An 18,374-nucleotide genomic window follows, 5' to 3' on the forward strand; every position below is an offset into this window, starting at 1 on the left:
ACCGCCACGATTTATTGATACACATCATCTCCGCTTCAGATCACGCTGTACCAGCACCGATCTGCCCTATACCACCGGTATACAACGGCTATAATTCCAGGCGAAATGCCTAGTCAAGCCAAGGTGGCCGAATACGCCATCCATCTTCCCTGACAGCCGCACTCCTCCTGGCACGACATCCGTCCCTGCTCCGGTGCAACGCGGTAACCGGCCACCCGGTTTATTAGATGTCAGTTCTTGATTAGCAAACGTTATAAAAGGCCGTGATATGCGTTTCATCGCCGCTGCGGTTCCATGGCCGGCGATGGCCCTTGATGAGGAGAGAACCATGGGGATGTGGAAGCTTAAGCGTCGCGATTTCCTGAAGGGGCTGGGCATCACCGGCACCGGCGCCATGCTCAGCGGCAATGTCTGGGCGCTCAACCGCCTGGAGCCCATCAACGACACCCTGGCCACCGAGTATCCCTACCGCGGCTGGGAAGATCTCTACCGCAACGAGTGGACCTGGGACAGCGTCGGCCATGCGGCCCACTGCATCAACTGCATGGGCAACTGTGCCTGGAACGTCTATGTAAAGGACGGCATCGTCATTCGCGAGGAGCAGATCGCCAAGTACCCCCAGGTCAACCCCAACATCCCTGACGCCAACCCGCGTGGCTGCCAGAAAGGCGCCATCCACTCCACGTCGATGTACGAGGCCGACCGCCTGCGCTATCCGTTGAAACGGGCGGGCGAGCGCGGCGAGGGCAAGTGGCAGCGCATCTCCTGGGACCAGGCCACCGAGGAGGTCGCCGACAAGATCATCGATATCTTCGAGAAGCATGGCCCCGGCAAGCTCAAGACTCACCAGGGGTCCGGCAACCAGACCATGGTGCGCCAGTCCGGGCCCGCCCGCTTTGCCGCCCTGGTGGGTGGCATTCAGCTCGACGGCTTCACCGTGGTGGGCGACCTGTTGACCGGTGCCCATCTGGCCTACGGCAACCCGCTGGAGAGCTTCACCTCGGACGCCTGGTTCGATGCCGACTACATCATGCTCGGCATGATCAACCCCAACGCCACCCGCATCCCGGATGCCCACTACATCTGGGAAGCCAAGTACAACGGCGCACGCATCACCAGCACGGCACCGGACTACAACCCCAGCGCCATTCACACCGACCTGTGGATGCCGATCAATCAGGGCACCGACCCGTTCCTGGCCATGTCGCTGGTGAACGTCATCATCGAAGAGAACCTGTTTAAACCCGCCTTCATGAAGGAGCAGACCGACCTGCCGATGCTGGTACGCCTCGACGACGGCCAGCTGCTGCGCGAAAAGGACCGGGTGGAAGGCGGTTCCGACGAGGTGTTCTACCACTGGGACCTGAACAGCGGCCAGGCGGTAAGGGCCAAGGGCTCCATGGGCGATGATGACAAGACCCTGAAGCTGGGTGACGTGGACCCGGCCATCGAAGGCGAGTTCGAGGTCGACGGCATCGCGGTCACCACGGTCTTCGAGCAGGTCAAGCGCGAGGCGGCCAAGTTCACCCCCGAGTCGACCTTCGAGACCACCAACATCCACCCCGATGTCGTTCGCCGGGAGGCCCGCCACCTGGCCGAGGCCCACAAGGCGATCATCATGCTCGGCTATATCACGTCGAGCTATTCCAACTGCCTGTACACCTGCTGGGGCTACGCGCTGACGCTGGCACTGACCGGCCATGGCGGTCGCACCGGCGGCCTCGACACCTCCTGGGTGGTGTGGAACCACCCGCGCTGGACGGAACTGGCCGGCTTCGAGGGCAAGAAATCGGCTCGCCTGGAGCCGGGTGGCCTGGGCGAGTTCCTGCGCGGCGGAATGATGGAGGGCGCCCGCAATCACTTCGATAACGCCAAGCTCAAGGAGCGCGTCGGCTTCGACCTCGACGAGATGGAAGAGATGATGGACGAGTCCATCGAGAAGGGCTGGATGCCCTACCATGGCGAGATCAAGGGCATGATCGCCATTGCGGACAACACCTTCCGCCGCAACAAGATGTCACACAAGTACCGCGAGGAGCATCTGCGCCAGGCGGAAGAGCTGTACGTGAACATCAACGTGCGCATGGACTCCACCGCGGAGTGGGCCGACTACGTGCTGCCGGCGGCCAGTCATTATGAGGCGTGGGATATCCGCACCCAGGGGTATCACCGCTTCGCCAATGTCTTTACCCAGTCGGTTCCGCCGGTGGGTGAGTCAAAGCCGGACTGGGAAATCATGGCGCTGCTCACCCGGAAGATTCAGGAAAGGGCCATCGCTCGTGGCATCGGCCCGATCCAGGATGGTGACGTTACCCGTGACCTGCACACCATTCATGATGACTTCACGCGCCAGGGCACGCTGAACACGGATTATGACGTGCTCAAGCACATCATCGAGGATTCGCCGGAGTTTGGGGGGGTAAGCCTGGAAGAGGCCGCCGAACGCGGCTTTATCGTGATGAACGAGCACGCGGGACTGAATCAGCCGCTCGAGGCGGACAGGGCCTATGATCCGTTCACCGCCCAGACCGATGGCAAGAAGCCCTACGACACCCTGACCGGACGCATCACCTTCTACTGCGACCACCCCTGGTTCAAGAAGCTGAATTCCACCGTGCCCACGGCACGCCTGTTCGCGGGACCCGAGGCGTCCAACTACCCGTTGAAGTTCTACTCGCCGCACTCCCGCTGGGCGATTCACTCCAACTGGCGCAGCAACAAGTACCTGCTGCGCCTACAGCGTGGCGAACCCAATATCTATATCAACCCCAGGCTGGCCGAGCAGAAAGGGATCCAGGACGGTGACACGGTGCGGCTCTTCAACGGCAACGGGGACTTCTTTGCCCAGGCCAAGTTCTACCCGAGCCTTCCGGCAGACTCGATCATGATGGAGCACGGCTGGGAGCCGCATCAGTATATCCATCGCCGCAACATGAACGTCTCCCACGCCGTGTTCCTGCAACCGCTGGAGCTGGCGGGTGGCTGGGGACACCTGAAGTTCATCTATGCCATGTGGAATGCCAACCAGCATATCCATGAGTCCAGCTACGACATCGAGCTGGCCAAGGCCGAAGACATCACTGACCCGCGGGCCGTTTAAGAGGAGATCGTCATGGCTGTCAAACGCCAACTCAGCATGGTGCTGGATCTTAACAAGTGCATCGGCTGTCACACCTGCTCCGCGGCCTGCAAGCTGATGTGGACCAACCGCAACGGTCGCGAGTTCATGTACTGGAACAACGTGGAGACACAGCCGGGAGAGGGCTATCCCCGCGACTATCAAAACATGGGCGGCGGCTTCGACAAGGAGGGTGCCCTGCGCCTGGGGCGCCAGCCGAGCCAGGAAGACTACGGCATTCCCTGGGAGTACAACTACCAGGAAGCGCTGATGACCGGCACCGACCCCTGGCTGCGTCCCCATGTCAAGCCGACCTGGGGGGCCAACTGGGATGAAGACCGGGGCGAGGGTGACTACCCCAACAGCTACTACTTCTACCTGCCTCGCCTGTGCAACCACTGCGACAACCCGGCCTGCCTGGCGGCGTGTTCACGCAACGCCATCTACAAGCGTCAGGAAGACGGCATCGTGCTGGTGGACCAGGAGCGCTGCCGCGGCTACCGCTACTGCGTCAACGCCTGCCCCTACAAGAAGATCTACTTCAACGAGCAGATCTCCAAGTCGGAGAAGTGCATCTTCTGCTATCCGCGTATCGAGAAGGGGCTGCCGACCGCCTGTGCCCAGCAGTGCGTCGGGCGAATTCGCTGGATCGGTTATCGCGACGACGAGGACGGCCCCATCCATCAGCTGGTGGAGAAGCACAAGGTCGCGCTGCCGCTGCATGCCGAGTGGGGCACTCAGCCCAATGTCTTCTATGTGCCACCCCTCTCGCCGTCTCGCTACGGTGCCGAGGGCCAGGAGCTGGACGAGTCGCGCATTCCCCTCGGCTACCTGGAGAGCCTCTTCGGTCCTCGCGTGGGCGAGGTGCTCGATACCCTGCAGGCCGAGCGCCAGGCCAAGGCCGAGGGACGCGAGAGTGAGCTGATGGACACCTTGATCGGCTACAAGCACGCCGAGATGTTCAAGCTGAGCTGAGACGAGGAGCCCCCGTGAGCACACCTTCCCCTACCCCACACACCGACGAGGTCGAGCGCCTCGTCGCCGCCGAGGCGGTCTACCGCCTGACCGCCGTGCTGTTCGGCTATCCACTGGCCGAGACCCAGCAGGCGCTCGAGAGCGGGCGCCTGCGCGAGGCACTGACTCCCGCCTGGCAGACCCTGACCGGCGAGTCCTGGCCGGAGCTGCCGGCAAGCCCGGACCTTGCCGCACTGGAGCTCGGCTATATGAGCACCTTCGTACAAGGGCAGCGTGGCAAGCCACGAGTGCCGCTGGTGGCCAGCGCCTATTCGGGTCTGCTGGGCGGGCAGACGCCGGGCAGCTTCCTGCTCAACGTCCAGGCCTTCTATCGCCATTTCGATCTGCAGGCCGCCCGGGGCGACGAGGGCCATGCCGATGAGCCCGACCACCTGGTGGCCATGCTCGAATTCTGTGCCCTGCTGTGCCACCTCGAGCACCAGGCGCTGCTGGCCGGGCGTGATCCTGCGCCCTATCAGCGCGCGCAACGCGACTTTATCGCCCGCTATGTGAGACCGCTGCTGGCGGCCATCCAGGAGCGCTTCAACGCCGAACGAATCGACGCACTCGATCCGACACTGGCGCAACTGATCGCGGTGCTCCCCGGCTGGGTAAACGACCGACAGGCGGCGCTGGCCTCCCGAGTCGGCCCCTGCCCGCCCCCCCGTGGTGCCGAGGAACGCTCTGAACTCGATGCCGGCCCGATGTGGGGCTGACCGGAGGGCACCTACAAGGGCCTGTTCCCCTTACGAGGAGATTTGCCATGACAACGCGTTTCATTCTTCACGGCACCCTGGCGTGTGCCCTGGCGCTCACCTCGGCCGGCGCCTGGGCCGACCACACCGAGGTCAACCCCAATATCACCGAGATCAAGCCGGGTGACAGCGTCCAGGCGGCACGCCTGCCCGACAACATCTACCTGCGCACCGAGGATGACCCGGATGACATCATCTGGGATCGACTGCCGATGTATCGCACCGAGCTGTTCGTGGCGCCGCCGGTCCATCAATCGGTCAAGCTGCGCTTCGACGAGGGCGCCAGCCGCAGCAAGCACCTCTACTTCCAGGTCGCTCGCTCCAGCGAACGCTTCCATGTTCGGCTGCAGTGGAAGGATCACAGCCAGGACACCGCAACCACCGTGGACAGCTTCCGTGACGGGGTGGCCATCCAGTACGCCATCGGCGATACCGACACCTCCTACATGATGGGATCGGGCCCGGATAATCCCGTCAACATCTGGTACTGGCGAGCCGATGACGCGGACCGGGTCGAGAACCTCGCCGCCGGCGGTTACCGCAGCACCACGACTCTCGACGAGCAACCCGTCACGGGGATAGGCGCCTACTATCCCGATGCCATCGAGCAGGACAGCATGTGGCGGGTGGTGATGTCGCGCCCCCTGGCGGCCGGCGGCGAGTACGATGTGGGCCTCGAGCGCGAGCAGGTTCCGATCGCCTTCGCCGTCTGGCAGGGTAGCGACAACGAACGCGACGGCAACAAGCGTGTCACCCATACCTGGATTCTGCTGGATACCGGTCTCGACAACGATACCGGCAACTAAGGAGTTACCGCCGATGTCAGTTTCCCACTTTCCCCCTCAGGATCCGCTGGCGCTGGCGCCCGAAGATTGCGGTCGCGGTCATGCCTGCCAGTTCTGCCCGGACGAGACGACCTGCGGGCTGGAGAAGGGGCATCATGAAAAGCAGCTGCTCGAGTCGCGCCTGGCGAGCATCGGTCAGATCATCATGGTGATGGCCAACAAGGGCGGCGTGGGGAAGAGCACCGTCTCGGCCAATGTCGCCGCCGGCCTTGCCGCCAGTGGCTACCGCGTCGGCATCGCCGATGCCGATATCCACGGCCCCAACCAGAGCCGCTTCTTCGGCTTCGTCGGCGAGCGCGTGCGCCTCGATGAGCGTGGCCTCGGCCCCCGGGCCTTTCGCACCGAGGGCATCGACCATCCCATCCGGGTGGGCTCCCTGGCCTTCATGATGGAGAGTGACGACACCCCCATCGTATGGCGGGATGCCTACAAGCACGACTTCATGCACCACCTGGTCGGCTCGTTCGACTGGGGTCCGCTGGACTTTCTGGTGATCGACATGCCGCCGGGTACCGGCAACGAGCTGATCACCCTGGCCGACCTGCTCGAGGGGCACGACGTGGCGGCCCTGTTGGCCACCACGCCCCAGGAGGTGGCGCTGATGGACAGCCTCAAGGCGGTGCGCTTCTGCCAGGAGCGCGGCATGCCGCTGCTCGGCGTCGTGGAGAACATGGCCGGTGTCACCTGCCCGCACTGCGGAGGCGAATTTCACCTCTTCCCGCGTGCTCACCTGGCCGCGGCACTGGCCGAGGTCGGCGTGGACTCCCTGGCACAGATTCCCCTTTCGCCGGCCCTGGCCACCGGTTCCGATAGCGGGCGCCCCATCGTGCTCGATGATCCTCGAGGCATCGAGGCTCGCGCCTTCTCACCGGTGGTGGAGGCGTGTATCGCCCATGCCCGTGAGGCCTTTGCCGCCGCCGCCGCGGATTCCCTGCAGACACTGAGCCAGCATCCGTCGATGTCCGATGGCCTGTCCGATGACCTGGAGACGGCACTGGCGGATGTTCCCGACGAACAGCGCGACGCCCTGCGTGCGGAGCTGGGTGCCCTGCTCGGCGCCGGTGGGGCCTCCTTCCCGGACGACGACGCTTCCCGCTAGCCGCTACGCCCGCACCACATCACTCATTCACGAGGACGCTACACCATGACCCAGGCCCGCCATGGCGACACTCCCCAGGTCGATCGCCGCCGCTTCTTCAGTCAGCTGTTCGACGGCGCCAGGTCACGAACGCCCCAGCGTGCCCCCTGGCGCCGGGTGCCCGAGGTCGGGGCGGGTGACGGGGATGTGCTCTGGTCGGGCTGGGCCGGTGACGGCGAGGTGTTCGTGGTCGGCGACGAGGGCATGGTACTGCGCTATACCGGCGCCCCCGACGCCGCCGGGAAGCAGTGGGAGCCCATGAGCGTGCCCACCAACCTGCCGCTGCACGGCCTCTGGGGGCCGAGCCCCGACCGTCTGATCGCGGTGGGCTGGATGGGAACCATCCTGCATTTCGACGGCGCCGAGTGGCACCTGCAGCGCGGTGGCATCGTCGATGACCAGGGGCGCTTCGCCCCCTGCAGCGAAAACACCCCGCTCTTCGCCATCGACGGCAACGCCGCGGGCGAGGCCTGGGCGGTGGGCGATGACGGCATGATCCTTCACCACGACGGCGACGAGTGGCATCAGGAGACGAGCCCGACACGCATCAATCTACGCGCCGTGGCCTGTGCCCCCAACGGCACCGTCTACGCCGCCGGTGGCGAGGGCACGGTACTCCAGCGCGACCCGGAGGGCGACTGGCGGGCACTGGACTGCCCCCTGAGCTCGGGATTCCAGGCGATGCTGCTGCTGGGAGACGATGAACTGCTGCTGGGCGGCGGACGCTACTTCGTCGACCAGGGAGGCTTTCGCGGGGAGCTGGTGCGCTACCGCCACGGCGAGTTCCAGGCGCTGACCTTCGATACGCCGATGCCGCGCCTGCGCGCGCTGAAGGCCTACAAGGATGGCGTGCTGATCGTCGGCGATCAGGGTCATCTCTACTACTTCAAGGCGCTGCGTCTCGATCGCCTGGAGAGCAACAGTCATCATGACCTGATGGACATCATCACGCTACCCACCGGCGAGGCCCTGGCGGTGGGTGATTTCGGCACCATCATGACCGCCGCCCCCGATTTCACCGCTGCCCTGGCGCCCCCGCCGGCGGCTCCGCAGTCGAGCCCCTGGACCGCCATGACCTCACCCACCGCCAACCAGCTGTGGGGCATTCACGAAGCCAGTGACGGCACCTGCTATGCCTGCGGCGAGGCGGGCACCGTGCTGCGGCTCGACGCGGATGGCTGGCGCGCCCTGCCCGCCCCCAGCGAACTCGCGGTGCATTGCCTCTGGGACAGCGGTAACGGGCTGTTTGCCGCCGGACAGCTCGGCCGCATCTACCGCTTCGATGGCAGTCGCTGGCAACTGCATTTCGATCTGCATCTCGACCTCACGATTCTCTCCCTGTGGGGTACCGGCCCCGACTCGATCTACGCGGCCGGCGATGAGGGCCTGATTCTTCACTTCGATGGCCTGGGCTGGAAGCGCATGCCCAGCGGCACTCAATCGGCGCTCTACAGCCTCCACGGCTGGGACGATCGGCACCTGCTGGCGGTCGGCGATTTCGGCCTGGTGCTGCGCTACAACGGCAAGGAGTGGGGCGAGTTCAACGTCGGCACGGAGAACTTTCTGTATGGCGTCTGGGGATCGGCGCTGGATGATATCTACGCCGTGGGACTGTCGGGTACCCTGGCACACTTCAACGGCCAGCGCTGGCAGCTTCAGGCGACCCGCCTGCGCGATGACCTGCTGGGACTGGCCGGCACCCCGGCCGCCGGCACTTTTGCGGTGGGCACCCGGGGGCGCATCCTGCGCCTGGAAGAGGGCCAGTGGCTGACCGAGCCCAGCGGCAGTGATGTCGGCCTGCGCGCCATCTGTGCCACCCGGGGTGGCGACGTCTATGCCGTGGGCGATCGCGGCACGATCCTGCGCCGTGATTAATCGAGTGCCAGTCCCTTCTCGCTATGACATGGAGAGATAGCGGAGCGGCCGGCAAGCGCGAGCACCTGCATCGCCACCAGCTGCGGATGACCGAGCGTGACGCGACCCGGGACGCCATCGAGCGAGACCACACCCGACCACCTGAGGGGCCTCTGGCTGCACTGGCGAGACTGGCACCGCTACCGCGACGGCGGAACCCACGCCTCGCAAATCGCCAAGCCCCACTGGCTCGCCCTGCCCCGCCCCGAGCACCTGCTGGCCCTGCGCGAGCTGGACGCCCAGCTCAGCGCGCACTTTCACCGCCACACGGCCCCGCTACAGCTCGCCCTGTGGCACCCCGACGCCGGCTGGCAACGCATCTTCGTCGTCGCCGGCGGCTGGCCCCGGCAGATCCCACTGCCGCCGAGGGCATCAGATGGGGTCAGACCCCCAACCCCTGGGGTCTGACCCCAACTCCCGAGGTCTGACCCCAAGAGGCTCCTCATGGAGTCTCGATAACACGGTAGGAGGGAGGCTCTGCCTCGCGACTGGCGTCGCCAGGTGCCCCGGCAAGGCCGCCGATCTGGGTGGCGTCACCCAAGGGATGCCTAGCGATAGTTACCCTTTATAGTTATCCTTGATAGAGGATAAAATATAATTATCCGCTGCAAAGGATAAACCCTTTATTATCCGCCATAGAGGATAAAATGAAGATCACGTCTCCGGACATGCTTTCGCAAGCCTTAAAGAACGCGAGGCGGGAGCAACAACTGACACAGAACACCACCGCGGAGCTGGCCGGGATCAAGCAGGCGACCGTATCCGGGTTCGAGAACCATCCAGAGCGAAGCCAGATCGAAACACTCTTCAAACTGCTCTCGGCGCTGGAGCTCGAGCTGTACGTTGGCGATCGCGAGTCAACCGTTGGTATCACGGGCAATGACGAAGGCTGGGATCAAGAATGGTGAGCTCGACGAATCTAAGCGTCGCGATGAATGGGGTGAAGGTCGGGACCCTGAGCTTAGCTCGTTCTGGTGCCATGATCTTTCAATACCGGCCGGAATGGCTTAAGCGCCCCGGCGCCCGGGCCATCTCCTTATCGCTGCCACTGACCACGGCACCGTACCGAGGCGAGGCCGTCTACAATTTCTTCGACAACCTGCTTCCGGACTCGGAGGCGATACGCGCCCGCATGCAGGCACAGTTTCAGGTCCCAACCCGGCATCCGTTCGACCTGCTGGCCAGCATTGGTCGCGACTGTGTCGGCGCCATCCAGCTCTATCCGTGCGACATGACGATGCCAAGCGTACGGCATGTATCCGCCGAGCCGCTAGATGAGCATGCTATCGAGGCACTGTTGGCGGGGTACCAGGACGCACCGCTGGGAATGGCTCGAAATCAGGATTTCCGCATCTCGCTGGCGGGGGCCCAGGAAAAGACCGCCTTGCTCTGGTATCAAGAAACATGGCAACGCCCCACGGGCAGTACGCCGACCAGTCATATCTTCAAGCTGCCGATCGGCTTTCTAGATCACAGCAATATCGATCTGCGGCAGAGCGGCGAAAACGAGTGGCTCTGCCTTCAACTGCTGGAAGCCTTTGGTATGCCCGTGGCACAGGCCAAACTCGCACAATTCGGCACACAACAGGTACTCGTTGTCGAACGATTTGACCGGCGATGGTCGGAAGACGGCTCCTGGCTCATGCGCCTCCCTCAGGAAGATTTCTGCCAGGCGCTGGGCGTGGCCCCAGCACTGAAGTATGAAAGCGATGGCGGCCCCGGCATCCCTGACGCTCTGCGGCTATTGCGCGGCTCTCAGCAAGCCAGGCGGGACCAGGAACTCTTCTTCAAGGCGCAACTACTATTCTGGGTATTAGCCGCTATCGACGGCCATGCCAAAAACTTCAGCCTGTTCCTCGAGCCGGGCAGCGCTTATCGGATGACGCCACTATATGATGTTATATCGGCCTACCCTCTCATGCGCCAAGGCAGCTTGGCGCCCGAGAGAGCCAAGATGGCAATGGCTGTGAAGGGCAAGAACCGACATTACCGTTGGGCGAGGGTGGAGCCGAGGCATTTTATCCATACCGCAAACCAAGCGGGGTTCTCCATTGATCGAGCCACCGCAGCGATTCAAGATATTGTCGAGCGAGCAGGCAGGATCATCACTGATATCGATGGCCGTCTGCCTGATGACTTTCCTGCGAGCACTAGCGACCCCATTTTCGAAGGTATTCTCCAGCAAGCGGCAAGGCTTGAGGACTTTCTCGCTTAGCGAGCCTTTCCAGCGCCACACGGCCCCGCTACAGCTCGCCCTATGGCACCCCGACGCCGGCTGGCAACGCGTCTTCGTCGTCGCCGACGGCATCAGATGGGGTCTGACCCCATGAGGATGGTCGCGTAGGCCCGATAAGCCGAAGGCGCATCGGGCGTGGTATTGGCGCCCGCTCCATGATTGCCAAGCAGGCGATCGACGCACTTTATCGCATGCTTGGGCTGAATCCGACGCGGGAGCCGTCGTCCGACCGCGGTCAGGGACAGGCGTTGCCCCGATAATAAGGCCTCGACACATGTTGCGAGGGCATTGAAGCGGGCTGAGTGCAACAGGGTGGCTGAAGTCGTCAGAATCCTGTGCAAGAATTGGGGCGTCTGCATGGGCTCCTCGGCATATTGTTTGTTTGGCGATTAACAACATGCCTGCCCATGCAGACTTTTTTCAATCCTAATGTACTGATTTTCTTATTCTATTCGTGGGGAGGCCTCAGGGTCTGACCCCAAGGGGCTCCCCCTAGCCGGTGGGGTCTGACCCCACCCCCTGGGGTCTGACCCCATGTGGCTGACCCCAGGGCTGCCGGCGGGTTTTACACCCGGGCATCTACAGCAGCCATTCGATGGGTAGCCACGACATGACTTTCACGCCGGCCCGGCGCAGCAGGCCGGAATTCGGCTCGCTGTGATGCACGACCTCATCCCCGTCGGCCTGCTCGTGCCAGACCAGGCTGCCGTCGTCTGCCAGCCTGACGCGATAGCTCTGCTCGGGCACGCGGTCATCGAAGGCGTCATGCATGGCCGTGGCCAGGGTCGGGCTCTCGATCATGAAGCCGAGCTCGGTGTTGAGGCGCGCCGAGCGCGGGTCCAGGTTGAACGACCCCACAAATGCCCAGTCTCCATCCACGGCGAATGTCTTGGCGTGCAGGCTCGAGCCGGAGCTGCCAAAGCGCCCGAAGGGGCTGCTGTGGGTGATGGCCTCCCGGGAGCCTCGGCGCTTCAGCTCGAACAGCTGCACCCCGGCATCGAGCAGGTCCCGGCGGCGCTTTGCATAGCCGGCATGCACCGCGGCCACGTCGGTGGCCTCCAGGGAGTTGGTCAGCACCCTGACCCGCACCCCCTGCTCTGCCAGGCCCGCCAGCCAGCTGGCGCCCTCCTGCATGGGCACGAAGTAGGGGGAGACCAGGTCGAGCCGGCGCGTCGGGGCGCTCACGAGCTCGCCGAGTCGGCTGTTCAGGAGCTCCTGCTCTTCGGCCTCCCCCAGGCCCTTGGAGGGGTCATCGCTGACCATCCGGGTCTTTGTCCACTCGAAGCTCAGGTCGCCGCGCACCAGCTCGCTCACCAGGTCGCTCGCCTCCAGCGCCGCCAGGTAGCCTTGCGCCTCCGGCAGGCGGCGCCTCTGCTCGGCTGTGGCGGCCATCCGGGCCAAGCCCTCCCTGCCGGCGCTATCCACAAGCCGGCTGAGCGGATAGGAAGACGGGCTGCTCCAGTAGCGATCGAAGTCCGCGGATACCCTCTGCACGACCGGCCCGATGGCCATCACGTCCAGGTCCGAGAACAACACGCCCCGGGTGGCGCCGAAATACTCGTCGCCGACGTTTCGCCCGCCGATGATGGTGACCTGGTTGTCGATGGTGAACGACTTGTTGTGCATGCGGCGATTGGCGCGGGAAAAGTCGGTCACATAACCGATGGCCCGCGGCGAGCGCACCACGAAGGGATTGAAGAGACGCACCTCGATGTTCGGGTGGGCGTCCAGGGCCGCCAGGGTGTCGTCCAGCCCCAGGGTGTTGTTGTCGTCCAGCAGCAGCCTGACCCGGACGCCGCGGTCGGCGGCGCGTCGCGCGGCGTCGAACAGCAGGCTGCCCGAGGTGTCGTTGTGCCAGATGTAGTACTGCAGGTCGAGGGTCTGCTCGGCGGACTCCGCCAGCAGCATTCGGGCGGCAAAGGCCTCGTGGGCATCACTCAGCGGGTGGATGCCGCTGCGCGCGGGATGGCGGTCCACCTTGTCCAATACCAGCCGTCCCAGGGTGGTATCACGGGCCTGCTCAAGGGGTAGCGCCCGGGTCATGCTCCGCCCTTCCAGGGAGGGCAGGGTACAGCCACCCAGCAGCAGTCCAAGCACTACGCTCAGCGCCAGCCCCCTGATGACTCGACCCTCAGGCGCCGGCGACTCGCCGAACGCCTCGAGACTGACCGAGCCTCGTACTGACTCCTTCGACTTCCTGACCATGACAGACCTGCAACAATAAGATGTACAAGGGAGTAGAACATACCTCACCTCGCCATCGAGGTCTTCTGCCCACTCCAGGCTGTCCAATGCCCTCCTCCAGCGCTTCCTTTCTCAAACAAAAAAAGATACTATCATATCTAAAAAGGAACAAATAAAGAAAAATTAGATAGTATAATGTCTAAAAGGACTGTCATGCGACTCACATTACTGACGGCCAGCGATGTCCAGCACGACCTGGCAGGGGCGGTTCGACAGCGTCGCCGAGAGCAGAAACTATCACGCGCCGCTCTCGCCGAGCGCAGCGGTGTGCCGGCCCCCACGATCAAGCGATTCGAGACGACCGGCCAGATTTCGCTGCGTCAGTTTCTGCTGCTATGGCAAAGCGTGGATCGCCTGGAGCCTATAGCGGAGCTGACCGCGCCCAGGCCGACCATGCCTCGCAGCATCGAGGAGGTACTGCGTGACGAGTGATTTCAGGCCCATCCGGCACCTGGAGGTGCGCCGCCGCCTCAGCGATGGTCGCCAGGTGTTCGTCGGCCGCCTGGCCCAAAACAGGGAGGGTGCCTTCTTCCAGTACGACGAGGCCTACTGTCGTCAGCAGCACAGCTTGTCGCCGTTTCACCTCCCCTTCGACACACGCCTGCACGCGGCCCCGCCATCCCCCCACAAGGGACTCCACGGCCTGTTTGCCGATTCACTCCCAGATGGCTGGGGCCTGATGCTGATGGACCGGCTGTTTCGGCAGCACGGCATTCCACCACATGCCGTGACAGCCATGGACCGGCTGGCTTTCGTCGGGGAGGATGGCATGGGGGCGCTCAGTTACTATCCAGCAGCACCGCTTGTCGATGAGGGCGAAGCCGATCACTGGAGTCGCCTGGGCGAGCTGGGTGAACAGGCTCGACGACTCTTCGAGGGCCAGACAGACACGGTGCTCGCTGCCCTGGCCCAGGCCGGCAGCTCGGGCGGCGCACGCCCCAAGGCCCAGGTCTATCTGTCGCCGGGCGCTACCGATCGGGCCAGCACTCGCCCTCACCCGGAACTGGAGCCGTGGTTGATCAAGTTCACTTCCAACGCCCTGGCGCTGGGACATGAAGAAGGGTTGTGCGAAGCGGCCTACTTGGCCCTGGCCAAACAGGCTGGCATAGAAACACCAGACTGGCAGCTCATCTCTCCTCCCGCGGGCTCTCCGGCAGTGGCCTGGCTGGCATTACGCCGCTTCGACTGCAACCCGCAGGGGCGCTACCACATGAGCAGTGCCTGCGGCCTGCTGGATGCTGACTTCCGCCTGCCATCGCTTGACTACGAAGACCTGATCAAAGCCGGCCAGGTCCTCTGTGGCAGTCCCGCCGTCGGCGGCGCACTGTTTCGACGAGCCATCTTCAACCTCTTCGCCTGCAATCAGGACGATCACAGCAAGAACTGGGCCTTTCTGCTGCAGGATGATGGCCGGTGGCGCCTCTCCCCCGGATATGACCTCACCTTCAGTCCTGGTCCTTATGATGAGCATGCCACCGCCTTTATGGGACACGGCAAGAATCCACCGTTACAGGTCATTCAGGCACTGGCCGATCAGGCCGGGTTCGCTCGCTGGCACGAGGCCAGACAGGTTATCGAGGAAGTGGTAACGGCGATCAACGAATGGAATGAAGTGGCCAAGACACTGGGGGTTAGCACGAGTGTGCGTCGAGAAATAGCGCAGCGCCTGGATTTTCTTCAGAAAGCCAACCGCGGCCTCTGGATCGGATAACCTCTCGCTGCCACCTCGGCTACCACAACGCCCGATCCCGGTAAGCGTCGGGGCCGGACGTTGTGGCTTTCCAGTGAGAAGCGTTCGGGGTGAAGCGGCTATCTATGACGCGGCGTCGGGCTTCTCGAAGACCCAGCCGGTGCCTTCCCGGGAGTCCTTGAGGATGATGCCCAGGGCGGCGAGTTCGTCGCGGATGGCGTCGGCGGCGGCGAAGTCCCTGGCCTTCTTGGCCGCGGCCCGGGCGTCGATCCGCGCCTGGATCTGCGCCTGTGTGAGCGGCAGCTCGCCGGCGCCCGCCTTGAGGAAGCTCGCCGGGTCCTGTTGCAGCAGGCCCAGGATGCCCCCCAGGCGCCGGAGCTCGGCGGCCAGGGCCGGCGCCCGGTCGGGGGTCTCCTTCCTGGCCCGATTCAGTTCCCGAGCCAGGTCGAAGAGCACCGAGAGCGCCCCGGCGGTGTTGAAGTCGTCATCCATGGCCGCGGCAAAGCGCCTGTCGAAGTCACCTTCCACTCGTCCTGCCACGGGCTCGACGCCCTCGAGAGACAACCCTTCGAGAGAATTATAGAAACGCTCCAGCGACTTGCGGGCGTCCGCCAGGGCTTCCGGGGCGTAGTTGATGGCGCTTCGGTAGTGGCTGGCCACCAGCAGGTAGCGCACCACCTCGGGGTCGTGGTGCTCGAGCACCTCGCGGATGGTGAAGAAGTTGCCCAGCGACTTGGACATCTTCTCGTGGTCCACCCGCACCGCCCCGGCGTGCATCCAGGTGTTGACGAAGGGCTTGCCGTTGGCTGCCTCGGACTGGGCGATCTCGTTCTCATGGTGCGGGAAGGTCAGGTCCGGCCCACCGCCGTGGATGTCGAAGGTCTCGCCCAGGCAGCACTTCGACATGGCCGAACATTCGATATGCCAGCCAGGGCGCCCCTCGCCCCAGGGCGATGGCCAGCTCGCCTCGCCGGGCTTGGCGGCCTTCCAGAGCACGAAGTCCAGGGGGTCTTCCTTGTGCTCATCGACCTCGATGCGGGCGCCGGAGCGCATCTCGTCGAGGTCGCGGTTGTTGAGCTTGCCGTAGCCCTCGAAGCGGCGCACCCGGTAGTAGACATCGCCGTTATCCGCCGCATAGGCGTAGTCCTTGGCGATCAGGGTCTCGATCATGGCGACGATATCATCGATATGCCGGGTCGCCCGGGGCTCCTCATCCGGCGGTAACACCCCGAGACGCGCCTCGTCCTCGTGCATCGCCTCGATCATGCGCTCGGTGAGCGAGGCGATCGACTCGCCATTCTCGTCGGCCCGGCGCAGGATCTTGTCGTCGATATCGGTGACATTGCGCACATAGGTAACGTCATAGCCCCTGTAGCGCAGGTAGCGGGTGATCACGTCGAAGGCCACCATCACCCGGGCATGGCCCAGGTGGCAGTAGTCATAGACGGTCATGCCGCAGACATACATCCGCACCTTGCCCGGGTCGATGGGCGTGAAGGCTTCCTTGCGGCGGGTCAGCGTGTTGTAGATCTGCATATCGGTCATGCTCAGCCCTTCTTCTGCGCGTCTGGCTTCCCGGACTCTGGCTTCCCGGACTCTGGCTTCCCGGGCTCTGGCTTCCCGGACTCTGGCTTGTGAGCCTCCTGCTTCTGCGCCTCTTGCTTCTGCGCCTCTTTCTTCTGTGTCTTGGCCCAGGTGTCCTTGAGGCTCACGGTGCGGTTGAACACCAGCTTGCCATCGCGGCAGGCATGACGGTCGGCGCAGAAGTAGCCCACCCGCTCGAACTGGAAGCGGCTCTCGGGCGTCACCTCGGCCAGGCTGGGCTCGCCGATGGCCTGGCGCACCACCAGCGACTCGGGGTTCAGGTGCTCGAGGAAGTCGGCGTCCTTGTCCTTGTCCGGCTGCTCCTCCAGGAAGAGGTTGTCGTAGAGCCGCACCTCCATGGGCACCCCGTGTTCGACACTGACCCAGTGGATCACGCCCTTGACCTTGCGCCCCTCGGGGTTCTTGCCCAGGGTGTCGAAGTCCACGGAGCAGCGCAGCTCGCTGACCTCGCCGGCGGCATCCTTGATCACCTCGTCGCAGCGGATCACATAGCTGTTGCGCAGGCGTACCTCCTTGCCCGGCGCCAGGCGGAAGAACTTCTTGGGCGGCTCCTCCATGAAGTCGTCCTGGTCGATATACAGCTCCCGCCCGAAGGGAATCTGGCGCACGGGCATGTCATCCCGCGCCGGGTGGCCGGGCACCGCATAGGTCTCTTCATGCCCCTCGGGCACATTGGTCAGCACCACCTTGAGGGGCTTGAGCACGGCCATGGCCCGGGGCGCGTTGTCCTCGAGGTCCGAGCGGATCGCGTGATAGAGCATACCGATCTCGACCAGGCCGCCATCGGCGCGGGTCACGCCGATCATATCGCAGAACTTGCGAACCGAGGCCGGCGTATAGCCTCGGCGACGCATCCCGGAGATGGTCGGCAGGCGGGGGTCGTCCCAGCCATCCACGATCTCCTGGTCCACCAGCAGCTTGAGCTTGCGCTTGGAGGTCAGGGTGTAGTTCAGGTTGAGCCGGGCGAACTCGATCTGACGCGGCGTCGCCGGCACCGGCAGGTTGGCCAGGAACCACTCGTAGAGCGGGCGATGGTCCTCGAACTCCAGGGTGCAGATGGAGTGGGAGATCCCCTCGATGGCGTCGGACTGGCCATGGGTGAAGTCGTAGGAGGGGTAGATCTTCCACTTGTCACCGGTCTGGTGGTGGCTGGCATGGCGAATGCGGTAGAGGATCGGGTCGCGCATATTGATGTTGGGCGAGGCCATGTCGATCCTGGCCCGCAGCACCTTCTCGCCCTCGGCGAACTCGCCGCGGCGCATGCGCTCCAGCAGGTCGAGGTTCTCCTCGGGGGAGCGCTCGCGATAGGGACTCGGGCGCCCCGGCTGGGTCAGGCTGCCGCGGTACTCGCGGATCTCGTCCGGGGAGAGGTCGTCGACATAGGCCTTGCCCTCGCCGATCAGGTGCTGGGCCCAGGCGTAGAGTTGGCCGAAGTAGTCGGAGGCGAAGCGCACCTCGCCGCTCCACTGAAAGCCCAGCCAGTTGACGTCTTCCTTGATGGCGTCGATATACGCCTGCTCTTCCTTCGCCGGGTTGGTGTCATCGAAGCGCAGGTGACAGTCACCACCGAATTGCTCGGCCAGGCCGAAGTTGAGGCAGATCGACTTGGCGTGCCCGATGTGCAGGAAGCCGTTGGGCTCCGGCGGGAAGCGGGTCACGACCTTGCCGTCACGGCCGGCCTCGATCTCGTCACGAATCTGGTTGCGAATAAAGTTCGGCGCGCTGGTGGTGTCGGTGGTCATGGTTGGGAAAACAACCTCTGGTTGGAGTGCGGTCCGGGGGCCGTTGACAGTGGCCTTCACTGCTCGGGGCTGT

Annotated in this window: 14 protein-coding genes; 11 read left to right on the forward strand and 3 right to left on the reverse strand. The window is 64.1% G+C overall.

Annotated features, from left to right (window positions below; genetic code table 11):
* Positions 1–328 precede the first annotated feature (328 nt).
* From clrA to Q358_RS0115930, 9 genes are all read left to right on the forward strand, one after another.
* Positions 329–3,100 carry a chlorate reductase subunit alpha gene (clrA, locus tag Q358_RS17830; protein WP_245598345.1) on the forward strand — a complete coding sequence of 924 codons (2,772 nt, stop codon included), beginning with the start codon at positions 329–331 and terminating at the stop codon, positions 3,098–3,100.
* A gap of 12 nt (positions 3,101–3,112) precedes the next feature.
* On the forward strand, positions 3,113–4,093 hold the full coding sequence (gene clrB / locus Q358_RS0115895; protein ID WP_027962871.1) for a chlorate reductase subunit beta: 981 nt from the start codon (positions 3,113–3,115) through the stop codon (positions 4,091–4,093).
* 14 nt (positions 4,094–4,107) lie between these two features.
* Positions 4,108–4,848, forward strand: a complete 741-nt coding sequence (locus Q358_RS17835; RefSeq protein WP_051530474.1) for a molecular chaperone TorD family protein — start codon at positions 4,108–4,110, stop codon at positions 4,846–4,848.
* A 47-nt stretch (positions 4,849–4,895) separates the two neighbouring features.
* The gene (locus Q358_RS0115905) at positions 4,896–5,693 is read left to right on the forward strand and encodes a DOMON domain-containing protein (protein ID WP_027962872.1); all 798 of its coding nucleotides are present in this window, start codon (positions 4,896–4,898) and stop codon (positions 5,691–5,693) included.
* A gap of 13 nt (positions 5,694–5,706) precedes the next feature.
* Positions 5,707–6,831, forward strand: coding sequence for a P-loop NTPase (locus Q358_RS17840; RefSeq protein WP_051530476.1), 1,125 nt, complete (start codon positions 5,707–5,709; stop codon positions 6,829–6,831).
* Positions 6,832–6,876: 45 nt separating this feature from the next.
* Positions 6,877–8,745: a beta propeller repeat protein gene (locus tag Q358_RS0115915; RefSeq protein WP_051530478.1), complete on the forward strand. Its 1,869-nt coding sequence runs from the start codon at positions 6,877–6,879 to the stop codon at positions 8,743–8,745.
* Between the two features lie 96 nt (positions 8,746–8,841).
* The gene (locus Q358_RS0115920) at positions 8,842–9,192 is read left to right on the forward strand and encodes a DUF1853 family protein (protein WP_027962874.1); all 351 of its coding nucleotides are present in this window, start codon (positions 8,842–8,844) and stop codon (positions 9,190–9,192) included.
* A 239-nt stretch (positions 9,193–9,431) separates the two neighbouring features.
* A complete protein-coding gene (locus Q358_RS0115925; RefSeq protein ID WP_027962875.1) occupies positions 9,432–9,692 on the forward strand; it encodes a helix-turn-helix domain-containing protein in 261 nt (86 codons plus the stop codon).
* A complete protein-coding gene (locus tag Q358_RS0115930) occupies positions 9,686–10,999 on the forward strand; it encodes a type II toxin-antitoxin system HipA family toxin (RefSeq protein WP_043488635.1) in 1,314 nt (437 codons plus the stop codon). The genes Q358_RS0115925 and Q358_RS0115930 overlap by 7 nt, the downstream gene beginning before the upstream one ends.
* Positions 11,000–11,599: 600 nt before the next feature.
* Here Q358_RS0115930 and Q358_RS0115940 read toward each other — a convergent pair.
* A complete protein-coding gene (locus tag Q358_RS0115940) occupies positions 11,600–13,225 on the reverse strand; it encodes a phospholipase D family protein (RefSeq protein ID WP_084286612.1) in 1,626 nt (541 codons plus the stop codon).
* Between the two features lie 192 nt (positions 13,226–13,417).
* Between Q358_RS0115940 and Q358_RS0115945 the strand changes: the two genes are divergently transcribed.
* Together Q358_RS0115945 and Q358_RS0115950 are read left to right on the forward strand one after the other, a co-directional pair.
* Entirely contained in the window at positions 13,418–13,696 is a 279-nt protein-coding gene (locus Q358_RS0115945) for a helix-turn-helix domain-containing protein (RefSeq protein WP_027962878.1), read from the forward strand.
* Complete coding sequence (locus tag Q358_RS0115950) at positions 13,686–14,975, forward strand: type II toxin-antitoxin system HipA family toxin (RefSeq protein ID WP_027962879.1); 1,290 nt, start codon at positions 13,686–13,688, stop codon at positions 14,973–14,975. Before Q358_RS0115945 ends, Q358_RS0115950 begins: the two co-directional genes overlap by 11 nt.
* A 102-nt stretch (positions 14,976–15,077) precedes the next feature.
* On the opposite strand, the gene cysS is transcribed toward Q358_RS0115950, so the two are convergent.
* Both cysS and Q358_RS17850 read right to left on the reverse strand, forming a co-directional pair.
* Complete coding sequence (gene cysS, locus Q358_RS0115955) at positions 15,078–16,490, reverse strand: cysteine--tRNA ligase (RefSeq protein ID WP_027962880.1); 1,413 nt, start codon at positions 16,488–16,490, stop codon at positions 15,078–15,080.
* Between the two features lie 11 nt (positions 16,491–16,501).
* Positions 16,502–18,301 (reverse strand): glutamine--tRNA ligase/YqeY domain fusion protein, encoded by a 1,800-nt coding sequence (locus tag Q358_RS17850; RefSeq protein ID WP_084286613.1) that lies wholly within the window; start codon positions 18,299–18,301, stop codon positions 16,502–16,504.
* Positions 18,302–18,374 lie beyond the last annotated feature (73 nt).

Source organism: Halomonas halodenitrificans DSM 735 (genome assembly GCF_000620045.1).
Classification (GTDB): Bacteria; Pseudomonadota; Gammaproteobacteria; order Pseudomonadales; family Halomonadaceae; genus Halomonas; species Halomonas halodenitrificans.

What these genes read in the sequence shown, in the direction of transcription:
- Q358_RS0115945 (WP_027962878.1), top strand. Translation starts at nt 13,418, where the DNA reads ATGCGACTCACATTACTGACGGCCAGCGATGTCCAGCACGACCTGGCA.
- Q358_RS0115905 (WP_027962872.1), top strand. Translation starts at nt 4,896, where the DNA reads ATGACAACGCGTTTCATTCTTCACGGCACCCTGGCGTGTGCCCTGGCG.
- Q358_RS0115930 (WP_043488635.1), top strand. Translation starts at nt 9,686, where the DNA reads ATGGTGAGCTCGACGAATCTAAGCGTCGCGATGAATGGGGTGAAGGTC.
- Q358_RS17840 (WP_051530476.1), top strand. Translation starts at nt 5,707, where the DNA reads ATGTCAGTTTCCCACTTTCCCCCTCAGGATCCGCTGGCGCTGGCGCCC.
- Q358_RS0115925 (WP_027962875.1), top strand. Translation starts at nt 9,432, where the DNA reads ATGAAGATCACGTCTCCGGACATGCTTTCGCAAGCCTTAAAGAACGCG.
- Q358_RS17850 (WP_084286613.1), bottom strand. Translation starts at nt 18,301, where the DNA reads ATGACCACCGACACCACCAGCGCGCCGAACTTTATTCGCAACCAGATT.
- cysS (WP_027962880.1), bottom strand. Translation starts at nt 16,490, where the DNA reads ATGCAGATCTACAACACGCTGACCCGCCGCAAGGAAGCCTTCACGCCC.
- clrB (WP_027962871.1), top strand. Translation starts at nt 3,113, where the DNA reads ATGGCTGTCAAACGCCAACTCAGCATGGTGCTGGATCTTAACAAGTGC.
- Q358_RS0115915 (WP_051530478.1), top strand. Translation starts at nt 6,877, where the DNA reads ATGACCCAGGCCCGCCATGGCGACACTCCCCAGGTCGATCGCCGCCGC.
- clrA (WP_245598345.1), top strand. Translation starts at nt 329, where the DNA reads ATGGGGATGTGGAAGCTTAAGCGTCGCGATTTCCTGAAGGGGCTGGGC.
- Q358_RS0115940 (WP_084286612.1), bottom strand. Translation starts at nt 13,225, where the DNA reads ATGGTCAGGAAGTCGAAGGAGTCAGTACGAGGCTCGGTCAGTCTCGAG.